Annotated in this window: 13 protein-coding genes; all 13 read left to right on the plus strand. The window is 40.2% G+C overall.

Annotation, left to right across the window (positions count from 1 at the left end):
- Positions 1-1,672, plus strand: a 1,672-nt coding sequence (locus AC559H_RS16570) for an eCIS core domain-containing protein (protein ID WP_158442208.1), incomplete at its 5' end; no start/stop codon positions are given.
- 177 nt (positions 1,673-1,849) lie between these two features.
- Positions 1,850-2,200, plus strand: a complete 351-nt coding sequence (locus tag AC559H_RS16575; RefSeq protein ID WP_026796055.1) for a hypothetical protein — start codon at positions 1,850-1,852, stop codon at positions 2,198-2,200.
- A 443-nt stretch (positions 2,201-2,643) separates the two neighbouring features.
- A complete protein-coding gene (locus tag AC559H_RS16580; protein ID WP_026785225.1) occupies positions 2,644-3,180 on the plus strand; it encodes a Uma2 family endonuclease in 537 nt (178 codons plus the stop codon).
- Between the two features lie 143 nt (positions 3,181-3,323).
- Positions 3,324-6,347: an eCIS core domain-containing protein gene (locus tag AC559H_RS16585; protein ID WP_071782760.1), complete on the plus strand. Its 3,024-nt coding sequence runs from the start codon at positions 3,324-3,326 to the stop codon at positions 6,345-6,347.
- A 226-nt stretch (positions 6,348-6,573) separates the two neighbouring features.
- Positions 6,574-7,149, plus strand: coding sequence for a Uma2 family endonuclease (locus AC559H_RS16590; protein ID WP_026785224.1), 576 nt, complete (start codon positions 6,574-6,576; stop codon positions 7,147-7,149).
- A gap of 134 nt (positions 7,150-7,283) precedes the next feature.
- Positions 7,284-7,754 (plus strand): type II toxin-antitoxin system VapC family toxin, encoded by a 471-nt coding sequence (locus AC559H_RS16595; protein ID WP_026796056.1) that lies wholly within the window; start codon positions 7,284-7,286, stop codon positions 7,752-7,754.
- Positions 7,755-7,756: 2 nt separating this feature from the next.
- Positions 7,757-7,960 (plus strand): hypothetical protein, encoded by a 204-nt coding sequence (locus AC559H_RS16600; RefSeq protein ID WP_026796057.1) that lies wholly within the window; start codon positions 7,757-7,759, stop codon positions 7,958-7,960.
- 70 nt (positions 7,961-8,030) lie between these two features.
- Positions 8,031-14,762: an eCIS core domain-containing protein gene (locus AC559H_RS16605; protein ID WP_026796058.1), complete on the plus strand. Its 6,732-nt coding sequence runs from the start codon at positions 8,031-8,033 to the stop codon at positions 14,760-14,762.
- A 144-nt stretch (positions 14,763-14,906) separates the two neighbouring features.
- Complete coding sequence (locus tag AC559H_RS16610) at positions 14,907-16,061, plus strand: type III secretion system chaperone family protein (protein ID WP_026796059.1); 1,155 nt, start codon at positions 14,907-14,909, stop codon at positions 16,059-16,061.
- A 153-nt stretch (positions 16,062-16,214) separates the two neighbouring features.
- The gene (locus tag AC559H_RS16615) at positions 16,215-18,650 is read left to right on the plus strand and encodes a substrate-binding domain-containing protein (RefSeq protein ID WP_051319809.1); all 2,436 of its coding nucleotides are present in this window, start codon (positions 16,215-16,217) and stop codon (positions 18,648-18,650) included.
- A 106-nt stretch (positions 18,651-18,756) separates the two neighbouring features.
- Positions 18,757-19,008, plus strand: coding sequence for a hypothetical protein (locus AC559H_RS16620; protein WP_026796060.1), 252 nt, complete (start codon positions 18,757-18,759; stop codon positions 19,006-19,008).
- Positions 19,009-19,053: 45 nt separating this feature from the next.
- Complete coding sequence (locus AC559H_RS16625; RefSeq protein ID WP_036833753.1) at positions 19,054-19,548, plus strand: phage tail protein; 495 nt, start codon at positions 19,054-19,056, stop codon at positions 19,546-19,548.
- Positions 19,549-19,563: 15 nt separating this feature from the next.
- Positions 19,564-20,332: hypothetical protein (locus tag AC559H_RS16630; protein WP_158442209.1), on the plus strand; the 769-nt coding region annotated here is incomplete at its 3' end.

The raw sequence follows: 20,332 nt of genomic DNA on the forward strand, positions 1-20,332 counted from the left end.
CCCGATATTTCCTCAATTACAACGTCAGGAAGGGGAAGAAGAAGACCTGCAAATGAAGCCCGATATTTCCTCAATTCAACGTCAGGAAGGGGAAGAAGAAGACCTGCAAATGAAGCCCGATATTTCCTCAATTCAACGTCAGGAAGGGGAAGAAGAAGACTTGCAAATGAAGCCCGATATTTCCTCAATTCAACGTCAGGAAGGGGAAGAAGAAGACTTGCAAATGAAGCCCGATATTTCCTCAATTCAACGTCAGGAAGGGGAAGAAGAAGACCTGCAAATGAAGCCCGATATTTCCTCAATTCAACGTCAGGAAGGGGAAGAAGAAATTCAAGCTAAATCAACCCAACCTGATCAGCAAGTTATGGCTGGTGGAGACGCATCAACAGAATTAGAGACATCAATTCAAACTGCTAAAGGAGGTGGACAGCCCTTAGATGGGGGACTGCAACGGTCGATGGGGCAAGCAATGGGGGCAGATTTTAGTGGCGTAAAGGTACATACAGATTCGCAGTCTGACCAATTAAATCAATCAATTCAAGCGAAAGCCTTTACAACAGGGCAAGATGTGTTCTTTCGGCAGGGGGCGTATGAGCCGAGTAGTCGAGGTGGGCAGGAGTTGATCGCCCATGAGTTGACCCATGTGGTGCAGCAGAATGGCAAATCAACATCGGGTTCATCGCCAATTCAACGCAAGATGCAGTTTGAGTCAAAAGACCTAAAAGGTGAAATGTCTTTGGGTGCGCGTGTGAACAGATTTTTGGGCAGATCCACCAGTACTTTCACTCAGATCCAAAACCTATTAACTAAGTACGAAACAGCCAATGCTCCGAAAGACCAAAAAGAATTATTGGAGAAGTTACGAACTCTAGCTCAATCTTGGCTTGACAAGCACACAGATGACCCGCAAAAGAGAGCTAGCCTTGAAAAAATGATTCCTGCCATTGATCAAGAGATTATTAAACTAGCTAGTGATCAGAGCTACTTGGACGATCTAAAAAACAAGGATAAGTTTAAATTCTTAACTACGTCAGGACAAGAAGCTTCAGATCTTAGTGGTGTCCACGAAAAAGTCAAAAAGAATGCCGAAAGTTCTGGTTTGACTCAGGCAGAGCTTACGGCTATTAGGGTCTATACTGCTCAAGATTATGCGTATATGAACCCCATTCTTGCAAAGAATAAAGGGTGGCTGGACTTTAAAATTAAGGAATTGGTAGGACAAGGTCAGATAAATCTTGGTAATGGAAGAACAAAACTCAATGACAAAGAGCGCATTCAAGTCCAACAAGAGGCGAATCGTCATAGTGACAAAGCTGTTGAGGGGCTAAAGAAATTACCAGATATTAAGCGAGAGGTTTATAGAGGTGTTGGCTTAACCCAGCAAGAATTTAAGGATCAATACAAACCTGCTGCAACCGTAACTTTCCCCTCATTCTCAAGTACAAGCTTGGATAGAAAAGTTTCAAGAAGTTTCGCCACAAGAGAAGCACAGGGTGGCAAAGTTGGTCTTCTTCTAATTATGCAAGTAACCAAGGGGAAAGATATCGGAGACTTATCTTTATACCAAAAAGAGAAAGAAGTTCTGTTGGCTCCAAATGCAACCTTCAAAGTTGATAAAATCATTGATAAAGGCAAAAATACATATGAAGTGAATTTACATCAGGTCAATTAATCATGTTATGATTCTTACTTGAAGATTTCAAGGATGGAAAGTTCAGGTTGATCTCTTTTTAGCACATTATTTAAGATGTGGATAATACAGGGTTGACTTTGCAAGGCTGACCATCATAAAAATGCCCACTATATCTTTTGAATTTTGTCCAGCAACAATTGTGAGTACCGTTAAAAAATGAGTGCAATTTCAGATAGTTTCAAAGAGTACTTTAAAGGTTTTGACTTGGAGATTCCAGATCCGATCCCTGTCAAAGGCAAAATTCAGAAAGGTGGTTGGAATGTAACCTATGTTCTCAATCAAGGCAATGATGAGTTAACTTGCCTAGATTTTTTTGCTGAACACCGTATGTCCAGTCCCAGCCACGTCAGGATTTTGAATGATGGTACTATCGTTGGATTGGAAAGCTACCAAGAGAGCTACTCCTATGATCAGAATATAGAAGGGGATGAAGAAAGAGCAAATAAAGCAATGCAAGAGCATAATGATCGGGTGAGTGAGATTTTAAAAGCCAAAGGATTGTTTTAGTGTGTTCGCCCCTCGCCGTAGATTGGGCTGAGGAACGAAATCTTACACCAACAAAGCTTGTATTCAATGCGATCATTATCGGGATTTTGAGGAAGTGTGGGGTAGAGCGTAAATGCGCTATTGCGATTCGATCTCGAAAATTGAGATGAAGAATGAAACCCAACTTACTTTCTATAACGTGAGTTCGATATAGCCATTTGCGGCGTGCTTCGCACGCCGCAAATGGCGAAAAATGGTAAGAATCGCTTAGCGATTCTTACCATTTTTCGCTGTCGTCGAACTGACGTTTCCACAATGTCAAAGATGCGATCGCAGTTCAAGTTGTTGATTTTTTGCTGGTGCGATCGCCCTCAAAACTGCCTGAGATTTCTCAATATCTAAGTTCTTAAACTACAATAAAACTAAACATACATTGCACTTCCGCAGGTGTATCTCAGGCAACTATGAAAACTATTGCGATCGCTAGCCCCCTAGACACTTTTCTCCAGCAGCCTAACATTGAAACCTCACCTGCTTGGGAATTTATCCACGGGCAAGCCCAACAAAAGACGATGCCAACACTGTTTCATTCCCGCCTTCAGCGCAACCTAGTTAACACGATCAACAGCCAAACCCAAACATACGAAGCCATCCAAGAACTTCGTTGCATCGTGCCACCATTATCCCCCGTCCCAGACATTACCGTAGTTAAAAGCGATCGGCTTACAGATGTTGATAGTCCACTGCAAGGAGCGCCAGACTGGCTGATTGAAATTCGCTCCCCTGACCAAAACACATTAGAGCTACAAAACAAAATCCTGCACTGCTTGCTTAACGGGACTCAACTCGCTTGGCTAATTGATATTCAGCGAAAGCAAATCTGGGTTTGGGAACAATCAGAACTGCCACTAATCTATTCTGGAACCGACAAACTCCCAACCCTTGTCAATATCTCAGACCTGACAGTAGAAATGGTCATGGCAATGACCCAGCAGCGGTGAAAATCCCTCAATACCCTAAAAAAGCGATACCTACAAAAAATAAAATGAGAGCGAATTTTCGTTTATCCAATTTATTGATATAATTAATAGAAATATATCCCACTTTGGTCAATGTATTAATCTGTAAGCAATGGGGTCTGACGATGAAAGTACGACTAAAAAAACAGAATCGCCATGAAGTAGAATCTGTCAATCAAACCGGAATTCAAGCGAAATCCCTGACAGATATTCGCCCAATGGACAACGCCCTCGCAGCGCCACAGAAACCCCAAACCCAAGAAATAAACCATCAGCAAATACAGAAAAAACAAGGTTTTAATTTTGCTGAAATCCCGATTTCGGGAAATACAGATGAGTCAGCAGCCAGAATACAACCTAAATTTAATTTATCCCTACAAAAAAAATTAACCGTTGGCGCCGCTGGGGACAAATATGAACAGGAAGCGGATAGTGTAGCTGAAAAAGTGGTCAAACAAATTAATACTCCTTCTGGGGAACAGTCAACATCGGGTCAAGGAGTCCAACGTCAGGAAGCAGAGGAAGAAGAACTTCAAGCTAAATCTGATATTTCTAATATTCAACGAGAAGGAGAAGAAGAGGAAGAAATTCAAGCTAAATCTGATATTTCTAATATTCAACGAGAGGGAGAAGAAGAAGAAGAAATTCAAGCTAAATCTGATATTTCTAATATTCAACGAGAGGGAGAAGAGGAAGAAGAAATTCAAGCTAAATCTGATATTTCTAATATTCAACGAGAGGGAGAAGAGGAAGAAATTCAAGCTAAACCTGATATTTCTAATATTCAACGAGAAGGAGAAGAGGAAGAAATTCAAGCTAAATCTGATATTTCTGCTATTCAACGAGAAGGAGAAGAAGAAGAAATTCAAGCTAAACCCCAAAATAAATCCCTGGGTGGGGGTGCAGTTTCAACAGATATAGAAACAACTATTCAAAGTGCTAAAAGTGGTGGAAGTCCCCTAGATGCGGGACTGCAACAGAAGATGGGAAAAGCAATGGGGGCAGATTTTAGTGGAGTGAAAGTACATACTGATAGTCAATCAGATAAATTAAATCGTTCCCTGAGTTCCCGTGCCTTTGCAACAGGGCCGAATTTGTTTTTTAAACGGGGAGAATATAATCCGGGGAGTCGAAGTGGACAGGAATTAATTGCCCATGAATTAACTCATGTTGTGCAGCAGGGGGCGAGTAAAATTCAATCTAAAAGAGAATCTGTAACACATTCTACAGGTTCTAATTCAGTTATGTTGCAAATGAAGAAATATACTGTCAAAGACACCGCTCAGGCTAGAGATGAAAGTCTTAAAAATAAGGGGGCAAAATATAAATCTGGTCAAGAAATTGAAATTAGTGATGATCCAAAAGACCATAAAATAGAAGCTACGGGCAATAATAAGTGGTATCGAATTAAAGATAGTAATCCTCCTCAATATATTCGAGCGACCCGATTGCAATTATATGGAACTTATATTCCAGAGAAAAGTCGGGTAAAAGAAAGTGAGGTAAAAACTGAAAATGATGAAAAAGACGAGACGAAAAAACCTTCCAAAGAAATTGTCAAAGACTTACTAAAAGTTGAAAATCGGAAGTTTAAAGATAAGCATGGTGATATTAAAAGCGAGAAAATGACCTTGGCTAAACAAATAGATTTAGGGAAAGATTTTTTGCCAGATGAAGCAGTTAAGGCTATAGAAGAATTAAGCGCAATACCAAAAGGGAAAACCTTTTTATCTCAAAATGGTATGCTCACGCAGGAAGAAGTAGCAGAGATAGCCGTAGACAAAAAAGTCTTTGGTGATTGGGAGAGAGTCGAAGAACATGATTTTAGCAATTGGACTGGAGGAAAGCGGTCTGGACTGGTACCCGATGTCCGTGGTGAAGCTGTGTTGAGTCCCATTCAACGTCTTCAAATTGCTACATATCAACGAGATCTGGGTATTAAGGATGAAAAATTCCGCCAAACTCCAGGGTATTTACGTTATGAAGCCAACCAGTTAAAGAAAGGTAGTGATGATAAATACAAAAAGAATATTTATGAAAAAGATACGAAAATGTGGGAGCAAACACTTGACAATCAGACAAACAGTAAAGATGAAAGTTTAGAAAAATACAAAGAGCAAACCGAATCAGCTAATAGTATTCTGCGACGAATTTTTATCATTCTTCATGATGGTTTGAAATATAGAGAGGATGAAAAACCAAATATTTTTAAGGATTGGGATGAATCAGTTGCAGTTGCTCTCTCTCACGGAGGGCGTGTCATGATTAACTTACCACCCATTAAACAAAATGAAAACGAAAATGAGTTTATTCAATGGCTTTTTGGTGCTTCACCTGAATCCGACCAAACTAGAAAACCTCAATCATACAATAAGATAAAAGATCCAAACAACAAGAGCGACCATTATAAAGCTAAAGTAGATACCAGAATCGCTTCTAGTCATAATGTCAAAGTAACTGAAAGTTCATTAGAAGAGGAAAAGAGTAATACATTTGATGTCAAGGGTAAGACTGGGTTAAAAAGCACTATAAAACACTATGGTATGGATATACCTCTAGGTGGACTGGGTAACGAAGATCTCGCAGGTGACGCTATCCTACCCGATGGCAGACATGGCCATATTTATATCTACTATAGACCCCCAAGCTTAACACTACCTGGCAGCGTACTCATAGGGGCAGAAACATCAAGAATGGCTCATACAGATGTTTTTGGTATGTATCATGATCAGAGGGGCGCTCCTGCTGAGTTTTCCTCTACAGGTACCAGTAAAGGGGGAAGAATCGGTGGCGAATTTGGAGGCCGAGTTGTTGACTATACTAAAACCGGCACCAAAACTGAAAAACATCTGATTGGGAAAGATACAACAAAAAACGTACTCGAAGTCAAAGACCCCAATTGGTTACAACAGTTACGACAAGCAGAAGAAAAGGTGCAAGCTGGTCTAATAACATCCAAAGAATTAGTCGGTAAAGCCAGTAAAGAAGTTGAACAAAAGCTGTTTGGCGATCGCCTATCAAAAAGACCAGAAGAACAACCCGTATCCACAGAAAATGCTAACAACTCCGCTAGTTCAGAAAATGAAGATGAGAACATGAATCAGGAAACACAAAACAATGTGAATACAGAACAAGAAGAAAACGAATAACCATAGGAAGTAGAATCTGTCAATTCAACTTGAATTCAAGCGAAATCCCTGACAAATATTCGCCCGATGGACAACGCCCTCGCAACACCACACCAAACCCCAAACCGCAGACGCGAAATCAAGAAATATGGAGAATATCGTACCCAAAGATTAGTGTTGAAAGCCAGGGATATGTTAGGCTTTTGATAGGTTTAGTTTTAATCACCATTATCAAGGAGATAAAAACATGACATCCTTAATTTTAAATAACCCAGAAGCCGCCCCTATTACCGACGAGCAATTTTATCAACTTTGTGTCGCTAACCGCGAATTAAAATTAGAACGAACCGCCAAAGGAGACTTAATTATTATGCCACCCACAGGAGGGGAAACTGGAAAACGTAACTCTGATATTAATTTTGAATTAAATTTATGGAATCGACAAACAAAATTAGGAATTGTCTTTGATTCTTCGACTTGTTTTAAACTTCCTAATGGTGGAGAGCGTTCCCCCGATGCGGCTTGGATACCGTTAGGAAAATGGGAATCCCTTACCCCCGAACAGCGAGAGAAATTCCCGCCAATCTGTCCTGATTTTATCATAGAATTGCGTTCCCCTAGCGATTCTTTAAAACCCCTACAAGATAAAATGCAGGAATATATGGATAATGGTTCTCGTTTAGGTTGGTTAATTAACCCCAAAAACCGTCAAGTCGAAATTTATCGTCAGGGACAAGAAAAGGAAATTTTAGAAAATCCCCCAACCTTATCAGGAGAAGATGTTTTACCCGGATTTGTTTTAAATATCCCAGGACTTGCGTAAGTCCTGTTCACATCTCAATAGCTAATTCTGAACTCAACCCCCAGAAACAACCATGAATACCAAAGCTGTTGTCACACCCGTTAAAAAAAGTATAGCCACTCCCATTCCCCAACTGTCACCAACGTTTTTATGACATGAAATCCAAAGTTTATATCGAAACCAGTATTCCTAGTTTTTACTATGAAATCCGCACTGAGCCTGATATGATCGCTCGTAAAGAATGGACTTGTTTATGGTGGGATCAGATTAGTAGTCGCTACGATCTTGTCACCAGTATTGCTGTTTTAGATGAACTTAATCAAGGAAATTTCCCTAGCAAAGAAAAAGCAATTCAACTTCTTAATGATATCCCTCTTATAGATATTGAAGCAGAAATTGCAGAAATTGTAGAGGCTTATATTCAAAATCAGGTTATGCCTAATGATCCTTTAGGTGATGCTCTCCATCTTGCTATGGCATCCTATCATAAATGTGACTTTCTTTTAACTTGGAATTGTCGCCACTTGGCTAATGCCAATAAATTTGGGCATATCAGACGAATTAATGTTATGCTGGGCTTGTATGTCCCCTTATTAGTGACACCCTTAGAATTAATAGGAGAATAATAATGATTACCCTTAATGATTCCACACTTGAGCAAATTCGAGATATTCGTCATCAAATTTCCGAGAATAATAATCATAACCCCTATCAATTGATTGCTTATTACTTAGAATTACAGCAAAAATATAAACTTCAGAAAACCTCAATTTTAAGGGAAGTGGTAGGTACAGATCAGAAAGATGTACAATCTACTGATCAAGAATTCTAGGCAAAAAAACTTGGTTCAATCAAACGACATCAAACATAGCTAATTCTGAACTCAACCCCCAGAAACAACCATGAATACCAAAGCTGTTGTTACACCCGTTAAAAAAAGTACGCCGACTCCCATTCCCCAACTATCACCAACAGTTGGATTAACCAGTGTGCGGCCCTTTGCGGATGAACAACTGGCTTTAAAAGAAGAAGACAGCACCAGTGAACAAAAATTAGCAGGGGCGGCGGCTCCTCCTCCACCAGAAATACAACGGAATCAGAATATTAATTCTGGCTATAATTTTAGTCAAATTTCGATTAGTGAATATATTCCCGCAACACCGCAAGCCAAGTTAGTCGTCGGCGCTCCGGGGGATAAATACGAAAAAGAAGCCGACGCCATGGCCGATAAAGTCGTGTCTACGGTTATTCCGGTGCAGAAGCAGGAGGAGCAGGAGGAGCAGGGGAAGGTTAACCTGAAACCGACAACGGACACCATTCAAGCTCCACCGGAAGAAGAGGGAACTGTTCACCTCAAACCCTTAACGGAAAACATTCAACAGCGTCAGGAAGAAGATGGAACCGTTCACCTCAAACCCCTAGCTCAAACGATTCAGCGATATGAACAAGAAGCAACCCTTCACCTGAAACGGTTAAGCGGAATTCTTCAACCAAAGGAAATAGAAGGGGTCGTTCACCTCAAATCCATAGACAACCATATTCCGTCAGGGATGAGCCAAACCCTGAAACAGTCTACCTTGATCTCCCGCCAAGGAAACGGCGGATTTGCAGCCAGCGAGAATATTGAAACTCGCGTTAAAAGTAGTAAAGGTGGTGGTGGCCCCCTACCAGATGAAACCCGTGATTTCATGGAAGAAAGGTTTGGGAATGACTTTAGTGGCGTCAAAGTTCACACGGGTTCCGATGCGGTTCAACTCAGTAAAGATCTCGGTGCTCAAGCCTTTACCCATGAGCAAGATGTCTATTTTAATTCGGGAAAATATTCACCCCATACCGACGAAGGGAAAAAACTCCTCGCCCATGAACTCACCCACACAATTCAACAAACCGGCCCTAAAGCCAAGCGTAAGTCTCTGAGTCGGAAAATTCAAAAAAAATCCCAAATTCAGCGTCAAATCCAACCTTCTCCGGTTAAAAATGGAGTTAAAAAAAATCCGCCATTAAATCTCTCTGGCTTAAAAACTTTACCTGAACAATCTCTACAAAAAGAAGATAAAAATAAGTCTGAACCCGCTACCTCAAAAACTGAAGACAAAAAAGCGACGACAACCGATACTAAAGCTGAAGCCACCACCGAAACTAAGACTGAGGAAGCATCAGTTACTAAAGGGGATACTAAAGAAACAGCCGAAACTAAGGCGGAGGAACGGAAAAAGAACGTTGAAAAGGAAAAAGAAGAAGCTAATAAAGAATTAGCTGAAGAGGGGAAAGACAAGGAAGATAAAGGCGCTGAAATGAAAAAATATTTAGCGGCTGAATCCTTGAAAAAAGTTGAAACTCAAACTGCTAAAGTTAAGGAAGATACTGATACTGTTAAAAATAAAGTTAAATCCGGTGAAACTGGGGATAATTTAGGAAAATTAGAGAAAGAAAGCGGGGAAAAAATAGAATCTCAGGCTAAACAAGAAAGTCAAGAAGCTGAAGCAAAAGTTAAAGATAAAGCCGACGAAAAAGGCAAACAAGATGCAAGCGGTCAAAGTCCCTCTAAAGAGACTGTAACACTTCCGCTTCAGGACAAACCTGGGGCTGGGGAAAATTCTCAGCCAGAGCAAACGGATCAGCCTGAAGCCGTCCCACCCATCCCAGAAGGGGAAGCGAAAACCGCCGACACTTCACCGATCGCAGTCCCCGAAGTCAGTGGTGATCAAGCACCAGCGACACCCGAAGCCGACCCCGCTTTTCAGGCGGTGATTAAACAGTCCCAACAACAAGCCGATCAACAAAGCTCTCACCAGTCACCCAAATCCGCCGCCAAGGAAGCCCAAACCGCCGCCGAAGATCCCGACCAACAAATGCGGGAAGCCCAAGCGACCAAAATGGATGATCTGAATGCTAAAAAACCGAAACCCTTTGACCGCAAAGTTTTTGAAGATAGTTTATTAGAAAAATTAAACTTAGTTAAACCCAAAAATGCAGATCAAGCCGATAATTTTGCCAGTAGTGGCAAGACTGATGATATTAAAAATGCCTTAAATACCGAAGTTAAAGGAGCTAAAAAAGAATCAGGAGGGGGTTTGCCAGAGGAAAGTAAAGCACCTCCTGAGCCCGATGCCGAACAACCTAAAAAGGTTGAGGAACTGAAACCGACTCAGGAAGTTGTGGGGGCTGTACCACCAGAAATTGAAGCGGAAAAAGCCGTTCCCAAGGAAAAAACTGAACAGGAAATTGAGGCCCCTTTAGCAGAAACAACCCAGAATTTAGAGGGTGTGTTTGGTGAGATTCAGGCGAAGTCAATCGTTGGTTCTAGCAGTGATCCTGATGAAGTCCAAGCGGATCAAGTGGCGGAACAAGTGATGGCGACGCCCCTAACCCCCCCTAACTCCCCCTTAGCAATGGGGGGAAGGACAGATGCCGAATCTAACTCCCCCATTACCAAGGGGGGCTGGGGGGGTCAAAAGGGGGGGGAAACGATTCAACTGCTTCCTGAAGTCTTGATTCAACGCAAAGAAGAAGTTAAACCCCAGTCCGTTGCCCAACCGGATTCGGAAGTTCCCCTGAATGTAGACCGTTTAGAAACCTGGAAAGATGAGGGCGGGGGGCAAGCCTTAGATGCCTTAAAAGAAGCCAAAACCCATGGCACCACAGAAGGCCCCCAAAAATTCCGTCAAGGGGAACAGGAAACCCTGACTACGGCTAAAACTGACGCCCAGGCATCGGCTAAACAATCCAACGATGATATGTATGCGACTCGTACAGAGTCGATGCAGCAGACCGGGGATTCCCAAGAGGCAACCAAGACGACTGATGAAATAAAACGGACTGAAATTAATACCAATATCCAAAATATTTTTGACAAAACTCAGGGGACTGTTAAGGGTATTTTGGGGAAAATGGATAGTGATGTTAATACTGAGTTTAATCGCGGAATTAGTGCGGCTAAAAATGCCTTTGAAGGTCATGTTAAAAGGAGAATGGCTGAGTATAAGGATAAACGCTATACTTTGGTATTTCCAATTAAATTACCTAAGCCTTATTGGTTTGGGATCAAAATGGTCAAAGTTGGAGAAATTCGCGTTTTTGATTTTCTTACCTGGATTAGAGATAAGTTTGCTGGCTTACCCGATGAAGTCAATGTTTTTTATGAAGAGGGAAAACAGCTATATATTCAAGAAGTTAAAAAAAGTATTTCTAATATTGGTGGGATTGTTGAAAAAGGATTAACCGCAGCCCAAACGGAAGTTAATCAAGGGCGAGAAAAAGTTAATGCTTATGTACAAACCTTACCAAAAGACCTGCAAGAAATTGGCGCTCAATCGGCGGCGGATGTGCAAACTAAATTTGATCAACTTGAACAGAGTATTAGCGATAAACAAAATCAACTCCTGGAAGATTTAACTACAAAATATCAATCTAGTTTAAAAGAACTTGATAAACGCATTGAACAGTTAAAAGCCGAAAATGCCAGCTTAATTAGTAAAGCCTTAAAATTTATTGGAGATTTAGCTAAGAATATTATTAAAATTCTCCTCTGGCCGATTAAGAAAATTTTAAGTGTTTTTATTGGGGATTTGGCTGAAAAGGTGATTGATTCCCTGATTGATGATCCAGTGCAATTTATGAAGAATCTCTTTAAAGGGATTGGAGATGGGATTAAGAATTTTGCTAATAATATTGCAAAACATTTACTCAATGGGTTAATTACTTGGTTATTTGGTAATTTAGGAGACTTAAAACTTCCTGAAAAATTTGATTTAAAAGGATTTTTAGATATTATTTTACAGGTTTTAGGCTTAACAAAAGAATATGTTTTTGGCATTCTTGGAGATATTTTAGGTGCGCCAGCTGCTAAATTAATTCAGTTTATTCTCGATGTTGTCCTCAAAAAAGGTATAGATAGCCTCAACTATCTTTGGGATTTAGTTAAATTGGTCGTAGAAGCTGGCCCCGATGTGATTATGACTTTAATTAATGAAGGGGTAGAAGCCGTAGAAACTTTCCCTGATTCTGTACAGAACATCTTAGGAAGTGTTAGTGGTGGCCTTGGCGGTATTCTGGGATTTGCTAAGGATTTAATCGGGTCTTTAGGAGAAGATGCCCTTGACTTCATTTCCGGCCTGCAACCGGGCGTAAAATTTATTTTTACCTTCTTTAGTACCTTAATTAAAGATGGTATATCAGGAGTTTGGGAGTTCATCAAATCCTCTTTGGATGATATGAAAAAAATCTTTCTCAAAGGTTTGATGGAAATGGCAATTGTGGAAATCGTCAAGGCGGGGATTAGTTGGCTGATTGGGATGATGAATCCAGCGTCAGGAATTGCTAAAATTGCTAAGATGATTTTTGATGTAATTTCCTTTTTTGTGGAAAAACGGGAAGATATTAAACTCTTTGTGCAAGCAATTTTAGATACTTTAAAAGCCATTTGTGACGGGGCTCCGGCGGTGATGGCGATGATGATTGAACAGGCTTTGGCTAAAATGATTCCGGTTTTATTAGGATTCTTAGCGTCCCTAATTGGTGTTGGGGGAATTCCTAGTAAAGTTAAGAAAATTGTGACTACATTAAAAGCACCTGTGGATAAAACTATCGGGGGAATATTTGGAGGAGCAGCCGCTTTCTTTGGTGGTGGGAAAAGCAAGAAAGGAAAAACAGCCCGCAAAGGTAAAAGCACAAATTCTCAAGGTACAAAGTCTAAAGACACAAAGGCTAAAGACAAGAAAAATAAAGATAAAAAACAACCTCAGAATGATGCCCAGAAACAAATTAAAGGTGCGGGTAATCAGACTCAGAATCTAGCAAGAAATCTTCGAGATCCTGATGCCGTGAATCAAAAATTATCAGGAATTAAGTCTAAACATAAACTCAAACAGTTGAAGTTGACTAAAAAAGGTAAAAATAAATATCAAATTGTCGGTCAAGCGGAAGCGACTAAAGTTCAACGACAGGTTGATTCGGTCGTAAATCAAGGAGAATTACCCCTGGGGGGGTTGGGGGGGCTGATGGTGCAACGGTCGGGTGAATCTGCTTGGAAAGATAAGAAAAATCAACTCGTTGTCAAACAGAAAATTAAAGGGAATAAGAAGAAAGCTAGTTTGACACTAACGGCAAAATTAATGGATAAGAAAAAGATTTTGCCTAAAGTTGCTAAAAAACTCAAATCAATTATTAAGAAAAAACCTAAAGCAAAATTAGTAAAAAGTCAACTTCCGGCTTTGAAATCTCAATATAAACTCAAAACCTTAAGTCTAAATATCCTGAAACCCGATGGCAGTAAATATGTGATTACTGGGGTTGCTCCCGATGACGATAAATCAACCAAGGCCCAGCGCCAAGCCATGTCACCGAACACCGATCAAATGCTTGATGCCCATTCCGGGGTAGAAACAGCCATTCAGCGTTCCCTCGGTCAAGGTCAACCCCTACCTACCCCCGTGCGGGAACCCATGGAAAATGCCTTTGGTTTTGACTTTGCTCAGGTGCGGATTCATCATGATACCGAGGGCGATCGCCTCAGTCGCTCCCTCGACGCCCGCGCCTTTACCACCGGATCTGACGTTTTCTTCCGCCAGGGTAATTATGAACCTGAAAGTCCTAATGGTAAAAGGCTCCTCGCCCACGAACTTACCCACGTTGTCCAACAGTCCGGTGAATCTCCCCTATTGTCTCGCACGGTGCAGCGAGTCGGTGAGGAAGTGCCCTACTTTGTTCAGAGAGAAGCAGAAGACAGTTCAGAGAGTTCAGATACTCATGAAAATCCCACAAAATCCGATGAAAATCCCACAAAATCCGATGAAAACAGCCAAAATTCAGCACTTGCAAATGCAGGACTTCTGATTGCAGGTAGTATGTTAGTATCTGGTCTTAGTCAAGGCTTTGGCGACGGTGGTAAGCAAAAAGAACAGGCTAATATCACTCAAAGCATTCAGGGTAACAAACTGACGATGCGGGTGATGATTACAAAACAGCAAGATCAGGATGAGCAAAAAAATCAACGCAAGAAAAAAGATTCATCCGTTGCTAATAATTTGGCTTTACCCGATAATATTGTCGATGATATTGTAGCATTAATTCAACAAATTGTCAATCAATATCCTGACCCTGATATTGTTCAGAAGAAACTGGATAAACTCTCTGTTGATTTTGATTTAGATTTGCTAAAAGTTGTGGGTTCGGCGACAATTGGTAATAGCATAACCTACGATATTCAGGTCAAAGGCCGTCCGCAGGAACCGACGGATGAAAATACGGCAGCGATCGCTAAAAATTTAGATAATCTTACACCTAAAGAACCTGAAACTAGACCCAAAAGCGGTAGTTTATTGGGAGGGTTATTGAGCCAAGCATTTAAGTCTAAAAAAGACGGCAAAACCAAAGAAGATCAACCAGAAAAAACTCCAAAAGCTCAAGAAGAACAGCAAAAAACTAATCCTGAAAAAACCAAAAAAGCAGCAGAAGATAACGGTAAATCTAATCAAACTCAGGAAGAATTGGCAGACGAAAAAGAACCTGCCAAATCTCAATCTAAGCAAGGCAATAAGCCAGGAAAAAACCAGCTTAACGTTAATACTAAGGTTAAGCGAATTGATCCTGCAACTGTTGAAATTTCTGTTCGGGCTGACCCTAAGAAAAAATAGACTTTTCTCCCCTTTCAAAACGGGACTTATCTGGGTTAATTTAGACTAAAGTAGAATAGGATCTGTACAGGAATTATGTCATACTAATGGAAGGATAAATAATCAATTGCTTAAATAAAAATTATTGTAAGAAAATTAGTTTAAATGATGAACATTGACAACACAGAAACAGTATTACGATTCTTACCAATTGATCGAGAGTTAATATTTCGGGAGGATTCTGATAATTTATTGGTTTTTAAAGGCATAGCGATCGCCCTTAACAAAAAACCCAATAATCACTACGATCGCTGTTGTTTAAAACTTAATATTAGTTATGAACAATATCAAAATATTCTCAAAAATCAATTATTTAACCTAAAAAAAGATGCCTTAATTCCTATCAAAGAAGGACAATTCAAACCGGGTTTAAATCTTGATTTAGTCATAGAATTACGTCCCGATTTATTACCCAAATTCTCAGAATATCAGACTAACGATGCTATTATTGATCACCTCAACGCTGCTCCTGCTAATACCAATTCTGATCAACAGTTAAATTATACAGAAAATTGGTATTGTTTAATCGTAGAACAACAGCAAGAAACCGATATTATTCAATATCGAACTGTTTGGGATTATCTCAAATTAAGTGCAGCCTTTAACACCCTAAATAGTGCTTCAGAAATTTTACAATCCCTTTCTAATTTTCTCAAAGAAACCTTTAATCAAATTGAAACCAATGGAATTGAGAATGATCACTCAAATGGTCAGATTTCCCTAGATACAAATAATTTTATTAAATTTCTCAAAACTATTGAACCCGATGAAGATAGCGAAATTAATCAATCTCGCTCAATTTCCGAAGTTATGCAACAATTCTTTAGCGAAGATGATTGGGAATTTGTTAAAATAGAGGAAGAGTCTATTTTACAAATGGTGTTTGAAGGAGATCATGGACGTTGGACTTGTTTCGCTTTAGCCATAGAAGAAAATCGACAATTTGTATTTTACTCCCTGTGTCCATTGAATACACCCTCCGAAAAATTATCAGCTATGGCAGAATTCTTAACTAAAGTTAATTATGGCACAACAATTGGTAATTTTGAACTGAATTATAGCGATGGTGAAATTCGCTATAAAACCAGTATTGATGTAGAACATGAGCGTTTTACCACCGGACTTGTGAATAATTTAGTTTATATTAACGTTTTAACAATGGATAAATACCTGCCAGGAATTATAGCTATTATCAATAATAAATTATCCCCAGATGATGCGATCGCCATCGCTGAATCATCTGCCTCAGAACCGGAGTAAAATAGGATCACGGATTTAAGAGGATTTCACGGATTTCACGGATTTTAATCTGTGTTAATCAGCGTAATCCTATTAAATCCGTGTTCAGATTTTAATCTGTGTTAATCAGCGTCATCCGCTTAAATCCGTGATCCCCATTACCCATAATAAATCGTGACCTTACCTAAATTTAAGCCCAAAGTTCCCCGGCGTAGCGTTGAAGAATTCAAAAGACAAGGAATGTGGACAATCACTGGCAGATTGAGCTATTTAACCTACGGATTACGCTACGGACTTTTTTATCTAATACCTCCTTCCCTGCGCTGGTTCTTCCCCTTAATTCAAGAAGATGTTAGGGACTTATTTAGACCGGAAACCGAAGCAGAAACTACCACAGAAGAAATTCCCCCATCCGTCGAAGTTGAGGAAGAATTTCTACCTGGTAGTTTGCCGATTTATGAAAAATATCGCTGTCCGTTTAACAACCCTTTAAACTGTCAAGAATCTCGACAAGCCCCCCCAAACCCCCCGTGCACGGGGGGCTTGGGGGGGGCAGATAATCCCGAAATAAAATCCTGTCCTAAATGTGGATTTCCCACCCCCTTACCCCAACAGGGAGAAATTCAAGGAAAACGGGGACGTTATCGAATTGAACGCTTTATAAATAGTCGAGATCAGAAGCGAATTTATACAGGGATTCAGTTAATAGAAGAACAACCCGTTATCATTCAAGAATATTTACTGCCCAAACGTTATTTTAACGAAAAAGAAGCAATTCAAACCCAAATTGCCTTTGAAAATATTAGTGGTATATCCTTAGCTGATGGTAGAATCCAAACCGGGCGGATTACAGAAGTTATAGAAGCGATTAGCGATCGCAATGATCGGGAACGATGCTATCTAATTACTACTATTAATGATGGCATTACCGCCCGAATCTATTTAACTCGAAAAGGAGCGATGTACCCTCGTCAAATGCGTTACTTTACAAATCAAGCACTGCAAAGTTTAGAATACCTTCATGGCCAAAAATTCCGCTTACCAAACGGCCAAATTCAAGCCAGTTTTGTTCATGGCAATTTGAGCCTTGATAGTGTGTTTATTTCACCTCAAGAACAACTTTATTTTCACGATCCCCAATTTCGCGTTTATTTAGGGGATTTAGCCCTTTGGGAGAGGTTATTTGATCCACCCCCATCCGTGCGTTTAATTCCCACCGTCGCCCAGGATTTAAAAGCATTAGGTTATGTCTGTTTTTACCTGTTAGCAGGAGGTGAACGAGATTATAATGATCGCTTTTTTGACCCTAGATTAAGTCAAGATTGGGGTAAAACCGATATCGCCCTGAAGTTGTTTCTATTGCGTTTATTAGAACTCGATATCCCCTTTAGTAGTGCTACAGAAGCCCGTCGCGCCCTGTTAAACTTACCCGAAGAAAACCTCCTAGACGAGATTTATAGGGATTCTCTACCGACCGAGGAGACCCGTAAACGCCAGAAAAAATGGTGGTGGTGGCTGTTGCTATTTTTCCTTGTAGGTTTGTTGGTAAGTGGGTTAGCCTGGTGGCTATGGCGGCGACCCGTGGCAATGGCTAAGAATAATACTCCGACTTGCTGTATTAGTGATGTGGCAGGAGTTCCAACCGGGGAATTTACCTATAGTGGGGAGGAGAATGGGATTTGGAATTATGTGTGGCGACAACCGAATTTGATCAAAAAAGATCAGACCTTAGAAGCCGAATTTGCCCAACGACGCCCTCAACTTCAGTTAGAATATCTGCCCCAACCTACAGGGGAAAAAGCGATCGCCGAAGTTCAATCAGGAAATGTTGATTTTGCTATTAGTAGTCTGACCGCAAATCTTCGCAACGACCTCAAGGCGCGAACTTTTGCTTATGACGGTTTGACCGTTTACGTTCCCTTTAGTTATGAACAACGGGATTTGTCTCTCCCCAAATATCTTAACGGCCAAATTAGCATTCAACAATTGCAACAACTCTACGCCGGACGCATTACCAACTGGCAACAGTTAGGGGGGCCAGACTTACCCGTGCGACTGTATATTCCTAAGAGTCAGGAAGCGATTCGTCTTTTTGAGGATCGTGTCCTTCAAGAAGCCGAATTAATTGCACAATTTAGGAAAATGGTAGAAAAAAGCGATCGCACCTCTCGATCAGGGAATTCTGAGGGGAATATGCCTAAAATAGTACAAATGTCAACTATTCCGGCGTTGCGGACTGTTTTGCAAGAGTTTGAAAACGAACAAATAGGGGCGATCGGATTTGGGGCGATCTCTCAAGTATTTGGCCAGTGTTCAGTGTATCCTTTAGCCATAGGCGATCGCAATAACAACTTCATTCAACCCCTGATCCAAGAAAATCAGCAACCCATTGATCCGACTACGGATTTGTGCGGTCAAAAAGGCAGTTATTACCCAGATTACCAAGCCTTTCAGACAGGTAATTATCCCCTAGCCTATCCCCTAGCCGTTATTTTCAGGCGCGATAACCGTCGAGAGGCCATCGGTGATCGATTTGCCGAAATCTTAAACACCCAAGAAAGTCAGGAATTACTCAGTAAAACAGGTATTACACCTATTTTTAATCCATGAAATCCGTGAAATCCGCGAAATCCGCGATCAAGATTCGACCTTTAGTTAATACCCACCCCCATCCCGATTTTCTATACTAGATCTAATTAGCAGAGGTTCGCTTATTATGGCATTCAATCAAGACATTCCGCCGAATTGGAAACCCATCAGCGAATTAAATGCTCCTGCGGGTTACGGTGCCTCAGCTAAAATTCAAAGCAATCAGTCTGATAGCAACTCGGAAAATAATTTTGATCACCTCTGCAATATTGCGGTCGAAATCAGAAACGACCCTTTAAAAATGCGGTTGTTAGCTGACCGAATTTATGAAATGATGTTAGAAGATTTACGTTGGCAAAAAGAACGTAGTAGGAATTAGGAATTAGGAATTACGAATTAATTATAGAGGTTGAATATCAAAATCATGCAAAAAAATTATATTACCGTTAATCGTTTCTATGTTGAAATGGAAAGCGAAGTTAAAGCCTCCTTTACTGATTGTTCAGGTTTAGGAGTTAATGTTAAAAAAGAAACCTATTTAGAAGGGGGTGTTAACGATCAACAAAGAATTATTTTAGGCCATGCTGAATTTACCGATGTCACTCTCAAACGTGGAATGACTAATGATTTAATATTCTGGACATGGATTAATTCTGTTCTAAGTGATATACCAAAAAGCCGTCGAAATGTTAATATATTGCTCTTTAATCAAGCTGGAGAAACCATGCTGTGTTGGACATTAATTGGTGCAGTTCCAATTAGTTGGAAAGCCCCTGGATTTCAATCCGATGGTAATTCAGTTGCGATTGAAGAATTAACCTTAGCCTATGAAGGTTTAAAAGTGAGAACCAACCAAGGAGGAGGTCGTGCTAGTGTTGGTTTAAGTCGAGGTAGTGTTGGGTTTTTTCCTAATAATTAGACAGGTATTTTATTGATGGCTGAGTCGATGTATAATCAACAGAATATTAATCAAAAAAGTACAGAAACACCCACAGAAGAAGACGCTCTAGGAATTAAAAATCCTCTTTTGACCCCAACGACCTTGGGACAGAACTTTTTGTCCCTACAATCAATATCACCTCTGGGCTCACGGTCAATTAACCTAATAAATTGGTCATTAATTTCTCCCAATCAAACCCTATTACAAAACTTTCAGGATAATGAAAATTGGCAGGATTCTTCAATAAGTGAATTTCGACCCTTTAGCAAAAATTCATTAACTGAAAATTCACCAATTATTGAACCACAATCTGACAAAACTTTACCATCTTCAGTCCCAATTCAACTATCATCAGAATTACCGATACAGCAACCACCAGAAACCTCATTTATCGATTCAGAATCACCCATACCACAACCACCAGAAACCCCATCCTCTGACTCAGAATCACCCATAGGACAAACAGAAAATATTTTTCCTTTTCAGATAGATCAAAAAACACGAAGAAACTCTGTTATTCAAAATAGTAAAAGTTCTATATCTCATTTCTTTCAAAAAAAATCAGAATTTCCCAGAGAAAAAATATCCCAAGAAAATGTTAATAAACTAACAAAAAAATCAGCAGAAAATCAGGATATATCAACAACAGAAGAATCGGTTATTAATTCTATAGAAACTAATGATTTACAAACAATTAATCCTACAGATATTCCTAACCCAGAAATTCCTGTTTCAACTCTCCAAAAACAACCGGATTCCACCG

This window comes from Planktothrix prolifica NIVA-CYA 540 (genome assembly GCF_963864145.1).
Lineage (GTDB): Bacteria > Cyanobacteriota > Cyanobacteriia > Cyanobacteriales > Microcoleaceae > Planktothrix > Planktothrix agardhii.